The sequence below is a fragment of the Nordella sp. HKS 07 genome, from assembly GCF_011046735.1.
In the GTDB taxonomy this organism is placed as follows: domain Bacteria; phylum Pseudomonadota; class Alphaproteobacteria; order Rhizobiales; family Aestuariivirgaceae; genus Taklimakanibacter.
Genome location: NZ_CP049258.1, coordinates 1,049,941 through 1,067,040, shown reverse-complemented (window position 1 = coordinate 1,067,040; position 17,100 = coordinate 1,049,941). Strand labels below are relative to the sequence as shown.

Here is a 17,100-nt window from a genome sequence, read left to right as displayed (position 1 = left end):
TCCTACGTCGATATACTCATGCGTTTAAGAAGGGCCGAGTTGGCAATCACCGACAGCGAGCTCAGCGCCATTGCCGCGGCCGCGAAGATCGGATTGAGAAAGCCGAGGGCGGCGATCGGAATGCCGATGGCATTGTAGATGAACGCCCAGAACAGGTTCTGCTTGATTTTCCGCAAGGTTGCGCGTGACAGGCGGATGGCGAGGACGACCTCACGAACATCGTCCTTGATGAGGATGATTCCGCCGGTCTCCTTGGCGACATCCGAGCCCGATCCGATGGCGATGCCGATGTCAGCGGTTGCAAGCGCCGGCGCGTCGTTGACGCCGTCGCCCACCATGGCAACGATCTTTCCCTGGTTCTGCAGCTCTTTGATCACCTTTGCCTTATCGCCAGGCAGGACCTCGGCAATGACGCGATCGATATGCAGTTCACGGGCAATCGCGTTGGCGGTACGCTCATTGTCGCCGGTCAGCATTACGACTTCGATCCCTTCGGCGCGCAACGCCGCGATCGCGTCCCTGGCCTCGGGCTTCAGGGTATCGGCAACGGCAATGATCCCAATCGCCTTCCCCCCCGCCCCGACGAGCATGGCCGTCTTGCCTTCCCGCTCCAGACGCGCCATTGCCTGCTCGGCGTGGTCGATCGGCACCTTTTCCCGCTTGAACAGGCGCCGATTTCCGAGAAGCACATGCCGTCTGTCGACGACACCGCGGATACCATGCCCCGCAATCGCCTCGAACCTTGAAACGCGCGGCACGTCGATCTGCCAATGGGAAGCCGCACGAACAATCGCTTCGCCAAGCGGATGCTCCGATCCGATTTCGACTGCGGCGGCCATACGCAACACGGCGGTGTCCTTCATCTTGCCGAAAGGAATGATGTCAGTGACGTTCGGCTCGCCGCGCGTGAGCGTCCCGGTCTTGTCGAAGACGACGGCGTTGAGCTTGCGCGCGCGCTCGAGCACCTCGGCGCCACGGATGAGGATACCGGCCTCGGCACCTTTGCCGACGCCGACCATGAGCGCCGCCGGTGTGGCAACGCCCAGAGCGCAAGGGCAGGAAATGATCAGCACGGCAATAAATGAAAGGAGCGCCTGCGGAAAGTCGCCCGCTATCCACCAGCCGACAAATGCCGCAAGGGCGACAGCGACGACGGCTGGAACGAAGTAGCGCGTCGCTTCGTCGGCGAGCCGCTGAACCTGGGCCGTGCTCGCCTGCGCGTCTTCGACGAGCCTGATGATCTGTGAAAGCGCCGTATCCTTTCCGATCCGGGTCGCCCGGAAACGTAAAAGGCCGCTGCGATTGAGCGTGCCGCCGATGACGCTGTTGCCCGGCGTTTTCTCGACCGGCATGGACTCGCCTGTAAGCATCGATTCATCGACAGAAGACGAGCCTTCGACCACTTCGCCGTCGGTCGCAATGCGCTCTCCTGGTCTGACGATGACGGTCTCATCGACCATGATCGACTCCGCCGGTATCTCCACTTCCGCGTCCTCGCGAACGACATGAGCTACCGCCGGCCGCATATCCATGAGCTTGCGCACGGCGGCCGAAGAGCGCTTCTTGATGATCTCCTCCATGTACTTGCCCAGCAGCACGAAGGCGATGATCACCGCGGAGACCTCGAAATAGACGTCGCGCTGCTCCACCTTCACCGGCAGGAGATCCGGCGCGAAGACAACCACCACGCTGTAGAGATAAGCGACCGTCGTTCCCAGCGCGATCAGGAAGTCCATGTTGATGGAGCGCGTCCGGATCGAATTCCACGCACCCTTGTAGAAGCCCCAGCCACCTATGAACTGAACCGGGGTCACCAGGATGAAAAGCCAGACTCCCCAGGTGAACCAGGGTAGTGCCGGAATCGGCGCCCAGGTGACAATCGTGGCGCCCGCAGCCAGCGCGAGGAACGCGCCGGCGCGCAGGATTGCGAGGGCAAGGACGCCGGTCAGCGCGATCGTGACCCGTGTGCGCATCGATTTGAGCTCGCGCTCAGGATCCTCAAAGGTCCGCTTGCAGGCAGGACTGCAGAAATAATATGTACGGCCGCCGCGCTCGGCCATGAGCGCGGTGGTTTTGTCGACCATCATTCCACAGATCGGATCCTTGGCCAGACCCGCGGAGGGAGCATCAGGCCTGGCTGTCTCCGCGATCGCGTCATGGGCGTGCATCGTCATCTCCTTGCCCTTAACGCCAGCGCTGGACAAAGAAATTGTAGAGCGGCACGAAGATCAAGGCTGCATACCAGCCGTACCCAAAGGTTTCGACGATGCCGAGGATGAAGCTCGGCCAGGTCAGCAACTTGAAGCCGGGCAGGAACAAGGTGAGCACCGCGTGCTTCACCACCGACTCAGGGAACAGCAGGTAGAACAGGACGCAAAGCACATAGGAAATTACCAGGAACACGCTCAAGGCCATGCCCAGCGAGAAGACTGGAATTCTATGCGGTTCGCCGGCATCGCTCATGCCGCCGGCAGTCCTTTTAGTGGTGCTCATGACCACTCTCCATGGTTGAAGACCGACTGGTCTCGCCTTTCGCATAGGACGCAGGCGAAGCTTCGAATTTGTCGCGGCAAGTTTGCGAGCAGAAATAATAGGCGCGGCCTTCATAGAGGCTCGGCTTCGCATTCGCGGTATCAACCGTCATTCCGCAAACCGGATCGCGGGCCTTTTCTGGAGTCCGACGTACATTCGTGCCCGGCAGATCAGAGCTCTCATCCGGTCTCGGCCCGCCATGCCGGTGACCGTGTCCCATGACATGGGAGCCGCATCCGAAGCGCATCATGAGAAAGATCAATCCTGCCCACAGCAGAAAATAGAGGAGAGCCTGCATAGCTAGGGCCCTCCCATGGGCATCATCGCAGGCCCGCACATGTCCCTATGAGCAACGAGCAATTCCTCCGCGATCTTCTTCTGGTCCTCGGACAGAGCGCTGTAGAGGGTTCTATATGCGCCAACAAGATCGAGCCGCGCCTTCAGCAGCCGATCCTCGAGATCAAGCTTCTGCGGCAACACGGAAGACGTCTGACCGTTTGCCGGCTTCATCATCATCGGGCCATTTCGGACGTCGCCGAGTTTCTGCGCGCTTTCGCGAATGCGATCGGCGAAGTGGTCCCAGGTCTTCCGCTGATCATTGCCGATCTTCAGTTCGGCGCGGAGGAAAGCCAGCCGTCCTTCGATATGATCGATGGATGCCGCATTTTGCATGCAGGGCATTGCATCCGCCGCTCGGCCCATCATCTGCATCATGTTCATCATGTTTCTCATCATTCCCTGACCATCCGGCATGCCGGACTGATCGCCTGTTCCGGGAGTTTTGGGACCGGACTCAGCGGCGAGTTCCTGCTGTCCCTGAGGATGATGGGGATCCGGCTGGGCTTGGGCCGCGGCCGCAAGTGGCCAGACAGCGACGAGTGCGGCCGACAAAGCCGCGCCGATGAGGAAGCTCTTGTTCACGTGTTGGTTGGCAATGCCGGATGCAGCATCCTGGCGATGCGACGCGCTTGCTGTGCAAGCATGTTGTAAAGGACTTATAAATCGAGTCATGGTCATGATCCTTCAATCAGTGAGAATAAGGCTCAGCACAGCCGGCTAAACCGCGTGCAACAGTGCTCAGGCGCTGGCCGGGACTCTCGGGGGACGGAAGTGCGACACAGCCTCGGAGCTGACGAGGAACAATGTTCGGGCGTGCCATGGGGAGAGCTTGAGACCGGCGGGAGTAGTCGCCGTTTCGCTGACCACGGCAACAAAAGAACAGCCCGACCCGAAAGTGCAACTGCACTGGATATGATCCTTACCTTCACGATCGCCCGGATTGCATGAATGGTCAGAATGCGCGACGACTAGGAGATGGGCGCCATTCAGGTGCATTTGCACCGGTGTTAAATGCGATGGTGCTTCGATTGCTTGAAGGGAGCCATAGGTCACAAAGGCGAAGACAAGGAAAAGGCATAGCAAGATCGACCGCCGCTGTGGCGTGCCCGACAGGTATCTCGGACGCAGGAGTGCCATTCGCATTTCCACTTCTATTCACTGTCAGACTAGCCAGTTCCCGGGACCCCGGCATTGACTTCGATCAAATTCCGCGAGGCGCGCCCTCAAAAGGGCGGCACGGCCAAGTTTCCCTGGACAGGCGATTTAGAATATTTCGGGTCCGCCGCTTATGAGTTTCTCGACGAGCTCCGGAATACGGAAAAGCTGTCGGCAACGATTTCCCGTACCTCCCTTTTCCATTGCAAAGCGACGCGCGATTTCCGGGCGCAAGGTTGACTTGCTAGGCTGATCAGGGGCACGCGAATCTGACTCATCAGCAGGCAATTTGCCGCCGTGATCTCGCGGTTCCGCGCGACGAGCGATCTGGCGACCTCGCGCGCAACGACGTTGTAAATCTTGCCGACGTGACTTATCGGGTTCTTTCCAGCGGCTGCTTCGAGACTCATTGGCCGGCAAGGCGTGATGAGTCCATTCACCCGGTTGCCACGCCCACCTGACCGTCGTCTCCCGCTTCAGCCGAAGTGCCGGTTACAGTGAGATAGACGGAACCAGCTGAGGGGTTGTCCGCCGCGTTGATGGTGATCTGCGCTGCGGCGAAGCCATGGCGAGCGGCAAGTTCCCGCGCGATCTCTCCGATGGAGGCCTTCTCAGCCAGATAGTCGCCCATATGGGCAACATGGCGCCCGATCAGCCCGCAAGCGATTGTCAGTTGTACGCTATTGCCATTTCGCACACCCATGACCTTGATGTTCTCGCCCCATGCCGGATGTTCCGCATAGCGGTTTCTTCCGTTGATCCGCCCTTCGATCGCAAGCACGAGCTGTTCCACAGGGCTCAATGGCGGCATAGACGACGCCTATCGATGTGTCGTTGGCGAGATGGACGTCCGGGCCTGACCGCCCCGAGAAGACCGCCTGCAGATCATGAGAGCCGGGCCGCAAGAGTTCGTGTATCAGCACGTGGCGCTCGACATCCAGGCCATGCAAATTGGCGCGCAACCACGCGCGCGATCCCTCGACCGCAATGTCCCTGACGGGGATAGTCTTGAATCCGGCGTCCACGACCGCTCGCCCCGCCAGGTAGATTTCAATGGGCGCCAATATGGTGCCGCCACTGAAGGTCGGAGCCGCCTGTCCGCCGCGCAGCAGCCTTGTCGACGTTGTAATGGAGTATGCGTCCGAACCGTGCCCGATATTCGCGAGCGAGATTGCGAAAAAGTGGTTCGGCGAGCGCATCGCAGATCGTGTCCGGATGTCCGAGGCCTTTGCGCTCGACGATTTCCACGGTATCATCGGCCGTCTCGAGCGGGGGAAATGTCGATCGTTCCATACGAATTCACTAGCTCTGGCGCGCGAGCATCGCCCTGAATCTCCACAGAGCAGCGGTGAGGAACGTGGCACCGAGCGCACTCATGATCGCGAGATCGCGCCATACCACGTCGATGCCGGCGCCGCGGTAGAGGACTGACTGGGCAAACCTCACAAAATGCGTCGCTGGCGAGACATACATGATGTCCTGCAGGAAGTCAGGCATGCTTTCGAACGGCGAGAACGAACCCGACAGCAGGAACAGGACGATGAAGACGGGGATCGAAAGCAGCGCGAATTGCGGCATCGAGTTCGCGATGGTGGAAAGCAAAATACTGAGCGAGGCCACGGCAAAGAGATAAACGGCCGCTCCAAACAGGAACAGCTCGACCGAGCCGACGATCGGCACGCCGAGCACAAACTGGACCACGACATGAAGGGAAAAGCCCGCCGCCAGGAGGATGATCAGGCCATTTGCCCAGATCTTGGCGGCAACGATTTCGCTTGGGCGCACCGGCATCACTAGCAGATGTTCGATGGTGCCGCGCTCACGTTCACGCATAACAGCCGCACCGACGAGTATGATGGCTAGAATCGTGACATTGTTGATGACGCCCATGCTTGCGGTGAAGCGAAGCGCCTCAAGATTCTGATTGAACAAGGCGCGAATGACAGGATCTACGGGAACGGCCGGGTTGGCCCTGCTCTGTTTCAGAAAGCTTGCCGTTTCGCGCACTATGATTTCATGAATGTAGGCAGTTCCAACGGCGGCCTGTGTCATTGCCGTCGCATCGACGTTGATTTGAATGGATGGGCCGCGGCCTGCCAGGAGATCAGCTTCGAGTTGTGGAGGTATTTCCAGGACAAAGGTGTATTGTCCCTTGTCCAGCGCCTGATCGAGTTCCGAACGATCGATTTCCCGAGGTGTCCGAAAATAGGGCGGCTGCAGAGCGTCCTTGATCCTGGACGACAATGTCGACTGGTCGGCATCGACGACAGCCACGCTGGCATCGTTTATGTCGGTTCTCATGCTGGTCGCCTCGGAGTAGACCGCGAGGGTGAAGACATAGGCGATCAGAGAGACCATGACGAAGTCGCGCGAGAGGCTGGCGATCTCCTTGAGGCCGAAGTGGATGACGTTCTCGATCCAGCGCTGCATGGCTAAACACCTTGCTTGCGGACCGACAGGCGGGCCAAAATGAGAAACATGATGCCAAAGCCAAGCAATATCGCAATTTCCTGGACAAACGCGCTTGCTTCAAGCCCCTTGGCAAAGACGCCGAGGCTCACGGTCTGAAACCATAATGAAGGAAATGAAAGCCCCATGACGCGCCCTGGACCTTCGAGCCCCGATGCGGGGAATAGGAATCCAGAATAATGCGCGGCCGTCATCGAGGTCACGATCGCCGTTCCGAAGATCGCTGCGACTTGCGTCGAGACGAACGCCGAAACGAGGAGGCCGAATGCGGTCGCAGCAAATACGTAAATGAGGGCTGCAACCGACAAGGCGACTTGGGAACCTTTTGGAACAACCCCGAGCACGCCGGCGGCCAGCACCACGAGGCTGATGAAACTGACAAAGCCGATCGCGATATAGGGCAGCTGCTTGCCGACCAGATATTCACCGACCGTAGCGGGGGAGGCGTAAACGTTCGTAATCGACCCCATTTCTTTCTCTCGCACCACGCCGAGGGCCGTCAGCATTGCTGGAAACAGGACAAGCAGAAGCATGATCGTTCCCGGTGTGATCGCAAAGACGCTGCGAAAATCCTGATTGTAGCGAAACCGCGGCTCGACATCGATCGACATGAGTTCAGGATCGTCGCCATGCAGGCGGCGATGTCGATCCGCCGCGTAAGTCAGGACTGCACCCTGGATATAGGCGCGGGTCGTCTCTGCCACGAACGTGTTGCCGCCATCGAGCCAGAAGCTGATCTGCGGCTGGCGGCCCTGCAGGAGGTCGCGGCCGAAGTCGGGCGGGATGTCGATGGCAAACCGCAGTTCTCCTGAACGCAATCGGCCGTCGATCTCGAATTCGTCTTGAAGCGGGGGCTCTTCGGCGAAATAGCGGGAGCGGGAAAACTGCTCGAGTAACAGGCGGCTCTCGAGAGATTGATCGCGATCGAGCACGGCAAAGCGGAGGTCTTCGAGGTCGAACGATATGCCGTAACTGAATGCCAGCAAGAGAAGGAGGGGGCCGAGCAGCGCAAACGCCAATCGAATTCGATCCCTCATCATTTCCATGGCTTCGCGCCGCGCAAACGCCCACATCCGCCGCAGCGAGGCCGTGACTGCACGATGGGACAGAGCGAGCCCAGGCGACGAATCCTGATGGGAGATATTGTGGGCGCTTCGGAACTCTTCGGTCAGTGAGGAAAAGGCGCCATCGGTCGTGTCGGAAGCGGGCAACCCTGCTGCCTCTTGAAGATGGGCGATGAAGGCGTCTTCGAGACTGTCGCTATTGCGGACCCTCCGCAGCTCATCCGGGCTGCCGACGGCAAGTACGCGGCCCGCATGCATCAGTGAGATGCGGTCGCAGCGCTCGGCCTCGTTCATGAAATGTGTAGATATGAAGATGGTGACACCGTTGCGCCGCGACATCTCCACTAACAGACGCCAGAATCGGTCGCGGGCCGCGGGGTCGACCCCGGAGGTCGGCTCGTCGAGGATCAACACTTCCGGCTGATGGAGGCAAGCAGCGGCAAGCTGCAGGCGCTGGCGCATGCCTAGCGGCAGCGCGGAAGGCAGACTGTCCGCGACAGCTGCGAGATCGAAAAGATCGAGCGCCGCCTTTATGCGCGGTTGAAGCTCCGCCTTCGGAATGCGAAACAGACGCCCATGCAGTTCAAGGTTGGCGCGGACCGAGATTTCCTCATAGAGCGAGAACGTTTGTGACATGTAGCCCACGCGCATCCTGGTGGCGATGTCCTGCGCATCCACGGGCTTGCTCAGTAGCTCGGCCCGCCCCTCACTCGCCGGAAGCAGGCCGGTGAGCATTTTCATCGTCGTTGTCTTGCCGCAGCCATTCGAGCCTAGAAAACCGAAGATCTCGCCGCGCTCAATCCGAAAGCTCACATGGTCGACCGCCGTGAAGTGACCAAACCGCATCGTAAGATTGTCGGCAACAATGGCGGCGGGACCATCACTCCTGTCGAATTTTGGAATGATGAGAGGCGTACGCTCTTCGCGGCGCCCCGGGCGCTGAAGTGCGACATAAGTCTCCTCCAGCGTTTCTGCTTTGGCACGAGCAAGGAGCTCGGTCATGCTCCCTTGGGCAATGATCCTGCCTTCATCAATCGCAATTATCCGCTCAAAGCGCTCGGCTTCCTCCATGTAGGAAGTGGCCACAAGAAGCGTTAGGTCGGGCCGCTTGGCACGGATTCGGCCGATGAGTTCCCAGAACTGTCGCCGGGATAAAGGATCGATGCCGGTGGTTGGCTCGTCAAGCACAAGCAGATCGGGATCATGGATCAAGGCGCAGCATAGGCCGAGCTTCTGCTTCATGCCGCCCGACAGCTTGCCGGCCGGCCGGTCCGGAAAGGGATCGAGCCCGGTTGCCACGAGCAGGCGGGCGATGCGGCTTCGCAGCTCGCTTTCCGAATATCCATAGAGGCGGCCGAAGAAATCGATGTTCTCGACGACGGAAAGCGTCGCATATAAGTTGCGGCCCAGGCCTTGCGGCATATAGGCAATCCGAGGAGCAATCGAATCACGGTGAGCGCGAGACGCCATATCGCCACCCAGAACCATGATATTCCCGGACTGAATGCGCTTGACGCCGGCGATCAGGCCAAGGAGGCTCGACTTGCCGACGCCATCGGGGCCTATGACCGCCACGGTCGATCCCGTGTCGATCGAAAGACTGATACCGTCAAGCGCGCCGACGACGCCGTAGCGATGGCTCACGGAGCTGACCTGAACAGCTGCCTGGTCGTCAGGGGACATCTGGAAGTCTCGGTGCAAGGTCGGCAGGCCAGGTCGCTTTGCCCTGTATCTTGACATAGGCGTTGCCCGTCATGCCCGCTTTCACATAGCCGCTGTATTTCTGAAGGATTTCAGGATCTATGTGTAGCTTGATCCGGTACATCAGCTTTTCGCGCTCATTCGCCGTCTCCACATATTTGGGCGTGAACTGGGCCTCTGCGGCAACGAAAGTAACGGTGGCCGGCACGACATACTCCGGGGCACTGTCGAGCACGATCCGTGCGTCCGAACCCAGCTCTACCCTTCCGGCCTGCCCAGTGGGGAGAAAGATAGTCATATGCACATCGGAAAGGTTGAGAAGCGTCAGCACCCGCTCCCCCACGCCCACGACCTCTCCGCTCTGGGCAAGGCGGTATTCAACGCGACCCGAGACGGGGGCTTTGAGAGTCATGTCAGTAATGACTGCTTCGATCTGTGTCACTTGGGCTTCCGCGGCCTCGGTGGCTGCTTTCGCGTCTTCGACGGCCGCCTTGGCGCTGCTGAGGGATGCCTTTGAAATATCCCTTTGCGCGGTGCGTCGGTCCAACTCCGCCAAGGTACCCGCATTGATGCCGGCGAGCCGCGCGGCGCGCCTAAGCTCGATTTCTGCAAGGGTCAAATCGGCCTCACGCAGCGCAACATCGGCCTCTGCCCGCGCGGTGCCCTGGTGAGCGCGGTGGACGGCGGCTCGGGCAGCTGCCAATTGCGCAAGGATTTCCGTCGTATCGAGGCGGGCTAAAACTTCTTCCTTTTGGACGGCATCACCTTCATTCACATGCAATTCGGCAATGCGACCGGCATATTTGGTCGCCACGTCGACTCGTTCAACCTCCACTCGACCATTCGCGCGCGCCAGACCCGCCGGCACGCGTGATGACTGGGCCTGGAGCCAGTATGCGTAACCGCCCGCAGCTCCGGCCACCAATACAACAACAATCAATATGGGAAGAATACGCATGTCGTTCTCTAGTACGCGCAGGTGTTTGCTAGCAATAAGCGTAAGCGGCGCCAGTTTCCAGACGAGATGCGAATTGGTCGCGCCTCCGTTGTACTAATACTGGTTGGAAAATGGTCGACCGCTCTTCGCTGATCGTCCGCCTGATTGCTTCCACAGAAAATGACGCCGTGTCTTGACACAGATCAATTGCCTTCGTTCTCGGAGGCTCAACTATAGGGGTAGAGAGGGAGCCAGCAATTTAGCAGCCGCCAATCCAATTCCAACCGGCATGGAATGCTCGCGGATCGTGGAAACTAATTTCGCGCTCAACGTCTTTGCATTGCTTGTCAACGCGACGCTGATTGACACCCACTACGTCCACTTAGACCGGAATCTTGATCTCAGAAGTGTCTGGGTATCCACTGAAGGCAAGCCGTCAGTCTGCCGATAATCAGGGAAGTCTAGCCAACACGATTTCACGCTTTGCTTCACGATTTGAACGCGCAACCCTCAGATTCGTAGTCTGGTTATCTAGTCTAGTTGAGCCACGCGCGCTGATATTTCAGGTCTGGGGCCATTAACGCAAGTCGCTGCCGCGCGTTCATGCAAGTAGGCGTCATCCCAGCCTGCGGTCCAGATACTTGTCCACTCCGTCAAGAAAAAGAGCTCGATTTCCTAATGGCTGCGTTCGTCGTCATGTTGTCCCAGTTGTTGTCCAGGAGGCCATTCCAGTCGTTTCTAAGGGACATTTTTTAGCTAAGGTTTTGATTTTATTGGCGACCCCGAGAGGATTCGAACCTCCGGCCCTCAGATTAGGAATCTGATGCTCTATCCTGCTGAGCTACGGGGTCACTCCGCGCCGCTTATATAGCGTTCGCGCACCGGACGGAACCCCCGCAGATGCGCCGGCCAGCCGTCTCCTTATTCTTCCGGCTCGGTGGTGAAGAATAGTGGATAGCCCTTGCTCTTGCCGAGTTCGGTCGCCTCTTTTGCTTTCGTGTCGGCGACGTCCTTGGTGAAGACCGCGATGACGCAGGCGCCGCGCTGATGCGCGGTTATCATGACGCCATAGGCGTGGTCCGCGGTCATGCGGAACACCGCCATCAGCACCAGGACGACGAATTCACGCGGCGTGTAGTCGTCATTGAGAAGGATGACCTTCCACAGCTTCGGGCGCTCGACTTTCGCCCTGGTCTTCGTGCGCGGCTTGACGACGGGTTGCTGGCTCATGATTGCCTGCCAGGATGCGGCGAAAGTCTACATCTCCCGCGGCTCCGGCGCCACCGTCGGAAGTCACCGGCAAACAAAAAGCCCGGCGCAGGGCCGGGCTCTTGCTCAACTATTCGAAGCGTCGTTTCAGGCGGCTTCTTCCGCCGGAACGCCGTCATCCGCCTTGGTGTTGCGGTGGGCGTTCTTGGCGAGGAAGGTCTCGATTTCCTTGATCGCCATGTCGTCGTCGATCTTCTTCACGGCGGCGATCTCGCGCGCCATGCGGTCGAGCGCCTGCTCGAAGAGCTGGCGTTCGGAGTAGGACTGCTCGGGCTGGCGCTCGGAGCGGTACAGGTCGCGCACGACCTCGGCCACCGCGATCAGATCGCCGGAATTGATCTTCGCTTCGTATTCCTGGGCGCGGCGCGACCACATGGTGCGCTTGACGCGGGCGCGGCCCTTCAGAACCTTCATCGCATGGTCGATGAGCGGCTTGTCGGCGAGCTTGCGCATGCCCTTCTGTTCCGACTTCGAAGTCGGCACCTTGAGGCGCAGTTTCTCCTTCTCGAAATCGACGATATAGAGCTCGAGCGTGATGCCGGCGATCTCCTGCTCCTCGATCTGCACGACGCGGCCGACGCCATGCGCCGGATAGACGATCAGCTCGTTGACCTTGAACACAAGCTTCTTGGCCGCCGGCGTGGCGACGACCGGCTTGTCGGCCATGTTGGTGATGGGGGCCGGGGCCGCGGGGGCGTGGACCGGATGCGCCGGCTTGTGGGCCTGAGGCGCCTGCGGCTTCGCCGGATGGGCCGGGGCCTGAGGCTTAGGCGCATGAGCGGCGGGCTTATGGGGCTGCGGCGCATGGGGCTTCGCCTCGGGCTTGTGGGCCGGCTTGGCCGCGGACTTGGCCGGCTGAACGGCGGGCTTCATCTTCTTCGGCGTGGCGACAGTCTTGGCCTTCACGGCCGGCTTCTTCTTGGCAGTGGCTTTCACGATCTTTTTCTTACCTGCAGGTTTCAAGGACTTAACTTTGGCCTTTGTCTTCGATTTGGTCATGGCTTTCCTTCGCCTCGCAACCTATCGATGGCGCAAGCCACAGCCTACGCCTTGCACAAACGGCCGATCGACTGATCTCGCCTTTCCGGCAGTCCAGCGGATGGGGATCGCGGGCCCTCTTTCCGCAGTGGACAGGCACTTGGCGAAAAAAATCCGAGCTTTGGGGGCCCGGGATCGTTTCCGTAAGTCTGGTTTACATCATGAGAGAATATAGCACGGCTTTAATGAAAATTAAAGTCCGACCTGTCCGTGTACGGTATAATTGTGCGTAACGAGCGATATTAGCAGGGGAAAAGGTTAATGCCCCCGCAAAATGTAGCGATCAATCACCTTCGCCGGGCTCGGGCGAGAAATACTTGTCGAACTTGCCCTCCACCCCGTCGAACTCCTTGGCGTCGGGGGGCGCGTCCCGTTTTACCGTGATATTTGGCCATTTCGGGGCATATTCGGTGTTGAGCTGCAGCCACTTTTCGAGGCCCGGCTCAGTATCGGGCTTGATCGCGTCGGCCGGGCATTCCGGCTCGCAGACACCGCAGTCGATGCATTCGTCCGGATGGATGACGAGCATGTTGTCGCCTTCATAGAAACAATCTACGGGGCAGACCTCCACGCAGTCCATGTATTTGCATTTAATGCAGTTTTCCGTGACGATATAAGTCATTCGCGGCAATCCGTTCTTTTTTCCGAACGCTCTATAGCAAGGCTTCAGGGTTAGAGCAAATCCCGCCGAAATTGAACACCCTGGCGATCAGGTTTTGCTCTAAAGTATTGATTTAGCGCGAATCCTTTGCGGCGAACTTCGCTGGGATGCGCGCTAATGTTGCAGATTATCGGACGCTGCCGGGTCTGCTATGTCCTCATAGAGGGTCTGGGCTTCGCTGGACGGGCCCCTGCGCTGGGCGACCCCAAGAACCTTGAGCACCCGGACTCGGCCATGGGCGGCGAGGGTGATAATATCGCCCGGCCCCACCTCCTGGGCGGGCTTCACGACCTTGATCTTGTTCAGCCGGACCTGACCCTGCGACACTATGGCCGCCGCTAAAGTCCGGGTCTTCACCATGCGGGCGAACCACAGCCATTTGTCGATGCGCTGCCGGTTCACGTCTTATTGGCGAGTTGCGCCTTCAGGGCCCCCAGCACGGCGAAAGGCGAATCGGGGTCGATCGGCTTCTCGGGCTTGCGCTCGGGGCGCGGCGGCCGCTGCGGCTTATGGGTCCGCTGGGCCGGCTTGCCGCCGTCCTGAGACTTTTGCTCCGGCCGATCCTTGCCACGCCGATGGCGTTGCTGCGGCTGCGGCCGGGCCTCCGGTTTCTGGCGCTCGCGGCGGAAGGGGCCGGTATCCTTGGGCCACCAGACCTCGATCTCGATCTCATCGGCGGCCGACTCGGCCGGCGCTGCCTCGGCAGCCGCCGCCGGCGCGGCTTCTGGCTCCGCCTCATCTTTGGGGGGCTCGGTTTCGATCGCAGCGGCAGCGGCTTCCGGCGGGACCTCGACCACCGGCTCCGTCGGCGTTTCGGCCACCGGCTCCGTCGGCGTTTCGATCACGGGCTCTGCCGATACTTCGGGCGCAGGCTCTGCCGATGCTTCGGGCACAGGCTCGGCCGAGGCCTCCACACCCTCAGGCACCGTATTATCGTCGGTTGCCGCAACAGCGGCCGGCTCGGTGTTGCCCGTTTCAACTGCGGCAGCTGCCGGGGCGAGCCGCTTCACCTTGCGCTTCTGCATGCGGAAATCGAGACTGCGCAGGATCGCCTGGAATTCCTCGCCCGAGCAGCCGACCAGCGACATCATGTCGGGCACGATCGTGAAGCCGCCGCCTTCGATGGAGCCCGCCGGGCGCGGTTCCTCGGGGAAGCGCGGGCGCCAGAAGACGCGGTCGCGGATCATGTCGGCGAGGCGCTCCAGCATGTCGATGCGCACCACGCGCGGTCCGCAGATGCGATAGCCGCAAATGCCGTAGAAGCCGCGCGGTGTCGAGCGGTCGAAGAGGGCGGAGGTGAGGCCCTGGCCCGGTGATTCCGGCAAGGTCTCGACGTCGAATTTGCTGTCCTTGCTGCGCTCCAGGGCCCAGAGCAGCAGGCGCAATTGCGTGGCGGCGGGCTTCAGCAGCACCGGCACGAAGATATTGAAGGCGCCGAAACGCACGCCGAATTTGCGCAAGGCGGCGCGCTCGTCCTGGCTCAGGCCCTTGACTTCCTGCGCAACCTGATCGCGCGGCAGCACGCCCAATGTTTCGACCAGCCGGAAGGCGATGCCGCGGCTCGCACCCGTGAGCCCCTCACCCTCTTCGAGCTTGATCAAGGGTTCGGCGATATTGGCGATGTGGCGGCTCAGAAACTTCTCGAGCCGCGCCTGCACCGCCTCGCGATCGGTCCCGGTCAACTGGTCGTCGGCGATGATGGCTATGCGCGGCTTGAGCAGCGAGGGGCCGGCTTCGAGCCTGGCGATGGGCGCGTTCTGCCAGACGATCTGGCCGAGCCTCGTCAACGACAGGTCGGGATCGGGACAGGCGGCAACAGTCTGGGCGCGGCCTGATATTTCCGCCGCCACGGCCTTGAGCGAGGCTGCCTTCACCGTCTTGCCGGTGGCTCCATCAGCCCCGTCGGGAATGAAGTGGAACCCCTTGATGCGTCCCACATACTCGCCTTCCACATGCAGGGCGCCATCTTCCTCAACCGTCGACATCAATTCTTCCTTTTGGGCCAGTCGCCGCATGAGCACGCTCGTGCGGCGGTCGATAAAACGCTGTGTGAGCCTTACATGCAAGGCATCTGATAGTTTGTCCTCAATTTCGCGGGTGCGCGACTGCCAGAAAAGCGGCGCCTCCAGCCAGTCGCCACGGTTTGCCACAAAAGTCCAGGTCCGCACATGGGCAATGCGGTTGGACAAGGTATCGATGTCGCCGTCGGAGCGGTCGCAATGGCTGAGCTGGCGGGCGAACCAGTCTTCCGGGATACGACCCTTGTCCCGGGACAGGAATTCGAAGATGCGGCCGACAAGCCCGGAATGCTCGCTCGCGCTGATATTGCGGTAGTCGGGGATCTGGCAGACATCCCATAAAAGTGCCACCTGGACCGGGCTGGCGGCAAGACCTGCGATCTCGTTGTCGCGCGCCAATGCCTCGAGCGCCAGGATGTCGGGCCCGGCTTGCGCCCGCGTCAGGCCCTCGAGGCGTGGAAAATGACCGAGGCTTCGCTTCAAGGCGTCGATCGAGCGGAAGTCGAGATCGCGGTTGCGCCACTGGAGCACCGGCACATTGTCGAACTTGTGGTTCTCGAGGCGTTCCACCGTATCGGCATCGAAGGGGTCGGCCTCGGCGGTGGTGCCGAATGTGCCGTCATTGAGATAGCGCCCGGCGCGTCCGGCGATCTGGCCCAGCTCGGAAGGCGTCAGATTGCGGTAGTGGAAGCCGTCGAATTTGCGCGTCGCGGCGAAGGCGACGTGATCGACATCCATGTTGAGGCCCATGCCGATGGCGTCGGTCGCCACCAGATAGTCGACATCGCCCGATTGGAAGAGAGCCACTTGCGCATTGCGGGTGCGCGGCGAAAGCGCCCCCAGAACGACCGCGGCGCCGCCGCGCTGGCGGCGGATGAGTTCCGCCACCGCATAGACGGTCTCGGCCGAGAAGGCGACGACGGCCGAGCGCCGGGGCAGGCGCGACAGCTTCTTCTGGCCGGCATAGGTCAGCTTGGAGAAGCGCGGCCTGGCAATGAAGGTCGTGCCGGGCACCAGCCTCTCGATGATCGGGCGCATGGTGGCTGCCCCCAGGAGCATTGTCTCCTCGCGGCCGCGCCGGTTGAGCAAACGGTCGGTGAAGATATGGCCGCGCTCGAAATCGGCGCAGAGCTGGATCTCGTCAATGGCGAGGAAATTGACGTCGATATTGGAGGGCATGGCCTCCACCGTTGCCACCCAGAAGCGGGGGGCGGCCGGAATGATCTTCTCCTCGCCGGTGACGAGGGCCACTGCATGATCGCCAACCCGCAAGCGGACCCGGTCATAGATTTCGCGCGCCAGGAGACGCAAAGGCAGCCCGATCATGCCGGACCCATGGGCCAGCATGCGCTCGACGGCGAGATGGGTCTTGCCGGTATTGGTGGGGCCGAGGACGGCCGTGACACTACGGGAGGCGGGCATATTCTTGCCCCTCACTTGATGCCCCGGAGGGGCGGGGTCAAGAGCTTCCGACGGGGCAAAATGACCGCGATCTTAACCTTCGGATTCAAAGGCGAACAAAGCCTGCCCGAATCGCTGACCGGACCACAATTCCGGCTTTGTTCCGTAGGCAAAGCATTCATTTCACTGCGTCAATCTATGGGCGTCTTTCCCGGACAAGGGCCGGATGCCGGGCAGAGTGCCCCGTGGAAAGTTAATTTCGTCCCGTCGCAGGTCCTCATGCTTCACAAACTCTGACCAAATGGGCGGCAACTTTCGGCCTCCCGTTAAGGATCTGTTCCCCTTTCGGAACAGAGCATGTCCGAATCGCTGATCTCACGATTTTCTGTATTTGTTCCAAAGGGTTGCGTCTAGATCTTGTGGCCGGTCGGCATCCTGCCACAAGGCCGAGGAGCCTTGTTAAGACTTCCGAGGGGTGGTTCAGGCCGGAGCATTTACCAATTGTATCAAAATGGG

At 60.4% G+C, this 17,100-nt stretch carries 12 protein-coding genes, 1 tRNA gene and 2 pseudogenes; all 15 read right to left on the bottom strand.

The window, feature by feature from the left end:
• Positions 1 to 2 precede the first annotated feature (2 nt).
• The 15 genes and pseudogenes from G5V57_RS05150 to G5V57_RS05085 all read right to left on the bottom strand — a co-directional run bounded on the left by G5V57_RS05150 (position 3) and on the right by G5V57_RS05085 (position 16,605).
• A complete protein-coding gene (locus G5V57_RS05150; RefSeq protein ID WP_165166495.1) occupies positions 3 to 2,168 on the bottom strand; it encodes a heavy metal translocating P-type ATPase in 2,166 nt (721 codons plus the stop codon).
• Positions 2,169 to 2,184: 16 nt separating this feature from the next.
• Positions 2,185 to 2,493, bottom strand: a complete 309-nt coding sequence (locus tag G5V57_RS05145) for a DUF5676 family membrane protein (protein ID WP_246737531.1) — start codon at positions 2,491 to 2,493, stop codon at positions 2,185 to 2,187.
• Positions 2,480 to 2,830 carry a YHS domain-containing protein gene (locus G5V57_RS05140; RefSeq protein WP_165166494.1) on the bottom strand — a complete coding sequence of 117 codons (351 nt, stop codon included), beginning with the start codon at positions 2,828 to 2,830 and terminating at the stop codon, positions 2,480 to 2,482. Before G5V57_RS05140 ends, G5V57_RS05145 begins: the two co-directional genes overlap by 14 nt.
• Before the next feature lie 2 nt (positions 2,831 to 2,832).
• Positions 2,833 to 3,204 (bottom strand): Spy/CpxP family protein refolding chaperone, encoded by a 372-nt coding sequence (locus G5V57_RS35120; RefSeq protein ID WP_371744807.1) that lies wholly within the window; start codon positions 3,202 to 3,204, stop codon positions 2,833 to 2,835.
• 953 nt (positions 3,205 to 4,157) lie between these two features.
• A pseudogene (locus G5V57_RS34780) lies at positions 4,158 to 4,807 on the bottom strand (methionine adenosyltransferase).
• Positions 4,707 to 5,319 (bottom strand): annotated as a pseudogene (locus tag G5V57_RS34775) (methionine adenosyltransferase). The pseudogenes G5V57_RS34780 and G5V57_RS34775 overlap by 101 nt, the downstream one beginning before the upstream one ends.
• A gap of 9 nt (positions 5,320 to 5,328) precedes the next feature.
• On the bottom strand, positions 5,329 to 6,456 hold the full coding sequence (locus tag G5V57_RS05125; RefSeq protein ID WP_165166492.1) for an ABC transporter permease: 1,128 nt from the start codon (positions 6,454 to 6,456) through the stop codon (positions 5,329 to 5,331).
• A gap of 2 nt (positions 6,457 to 6,458) precedes the next feature.
• Entirely contained in the window at positions 6,459 to 9,242 is a 2,784-nt protein-coding gene (gene rbbA, locus G5V57_RS05120) for a ribosome-associated ATPase/putative transporter RbbA (protein WP_165166491.1), read from the bottom strand.
• Positions 9,232 to 10,218 carry an HlyD family secretion protein gene (locus G5V57_RS05115; RefSeq protein WP_165166490.1) on the bottom strand — a complete coding sequence of 329 codons (987 nt, stop codon included), beginning with the start codon at positions 10,216 to 10,218 and terminating at the stop codon, positions 9,232 to 9,234. The genes rbbA and G5V57_RS05115 overlap by 11 nt, the downstream gene beginning before the upstream one ends.
• Positions 10,219 to 10,971: 753 nt before the next feature.
• Positions 10,972 to 11,048, bottom strand: a tRNA-Arg gene (locus G5V57_RS05110).
• Between the two features lie 70 nt (positions 11,049 to 11,118).
• Positions 11,119 to 11,427, bottom strand: coding sequence for an ATP-dependent Clp protease adapter ClpS (clpS, locus tag G5V57_RS05105; protein ID WP_165166489.1), 309 nt, complete (start codon positions 11,425 to 11,427; stop codon positions 11,119 to 11,121).
• A 126-nt stretch (positions 11,428 to 11,553) separates the two neighbouring features.
• The gene (locus G5V57_RS05100) at positions 11,554 to 12,402 is read right to left on the bottom strand and encodes a CarD family transcriptional regulator (protein ID WP_246737529.1); all 849 of its coding nucleotides are present in this window, start codon (positions 12,400 to 12,402) and stop codon (positions 11,554 to 11,556) included.
• 385 nt (positions 12,403 to 12,787) lie between these two features.
• Positions 12,788 to 13,126, bottom strand: a complete 339-nt coding sequence (gene fdxA, locus G5V57_RS05095) for a ferredoxin FdxA (RefSeq protein ID WP_165166487.1) — start codon at positions 13,124 to 13,126, stop codon at positions 12,788 to 12,790.
• Between the two features lie 153 nt (positions 13,127 to 13,279).
• Complete coding sequence (locus G5V57_RS05090; RefSeq protein WP_246737528.1) at positions 13,280 to 13,567, bottom strand: RNA-binding S4 domain-containing protein; 288 nt, start codon at positions 13,565 to 13,567, stop codon at positions 13,280 to 13,282.
• A complete protein-coding gene (locus tag G5V57_RS05085; protein WP_165166486.1) occupies positions 13,564 to 16,605 on the bottom strand; it encodes a helicase-related protein in 3,042 nt (1,013 codons plus the stop codon). The genes G5V57_RS05090 and G5V57_RS05085 overlap by 4 nt, the downstream gene beginning before the upstream one ends.
• Between the last annotated feature and the right edge of the window lie 495 nt (positions 16,606 to 17,100).

What these genes read in the sequence shown, in the direction of transcription:
- G5V57_RS05150 (WP_165166495.1), bottom strand. Translation starts at nt 2,168, where the DNA reads ATGCACGCCCATGACGCGATCGCGGAGACAGCCAGGCCTGATGCTCCC.
- G5V57_RS05145 (WP_246737531.1), bottom strand. Translation starts at nt 2,493, where the DNA reads ATGAGCACCACTAAAAGGACTGCCGGCGGCATGAGCGATGCCGGCGAA.
- G5V57_RS05140 (WP_165166494.1), bottom strand. Translation starts at nt 2,830, where the DNA reads ATGCAGGCTCTCCTCTATTTTCTGCTGTGGGCAGGATTGATCTTTCTC.
- G5V57_RS35120 (WP_371744807.1), bottom strand. Translation starts at nt 3,204, where the DNA reads ATGCAAAATGCGGCATCCATCGATCATATCGAAGGACGGCTGGCTTTC.
- G5V57_RS05125 (WP_165166492.1), bottom strand. Translation starts at nt 6,456, where the DNA reads ATGCAGCGCTGGATCGAGAACGTCATCCACTTCGGCCTCAAGGAGATC.
- rbbA (WP_165166491.1), bottom strand. Translation starts at nt 9,242, where the DNA reads ATGTCCCCTGACGACCAGGCAGCTGTTCAGGTCAGCTCCGTGAGCCAT.
- G5V57_RS05115 (WP_165166490.1), bottom strand. Translation starts at nt 10,218, where the DNA reads ATGCGTATTCTTCCCATATTGATTGTTGTTGTATTGGTGGCCGGAGCT.
- clpS (WP_165166489.1), bottom strand. Translation starts at nt 11,427, where the DNA reads ATGAGCCAGCAACCCGTCGTCAAGCCGCGCACGAAGACCAGGGCGAAA.
- fdxA (WP_165166487.1), bottom strand. Translation starts at nt 13,126, where the DNA reads ATGACTTATATCGTCACGGAAAACTGCATTAAATGCAAATACATGGAC.
- G5V57_RS05085 (WP_165166486.1), bottom strand. Translation starts at nt 16,605, where the DNA reads ATGCCCGCCTCCCGTAGTGTCACGGCCGTCCTCGGCCCCACCAATACC.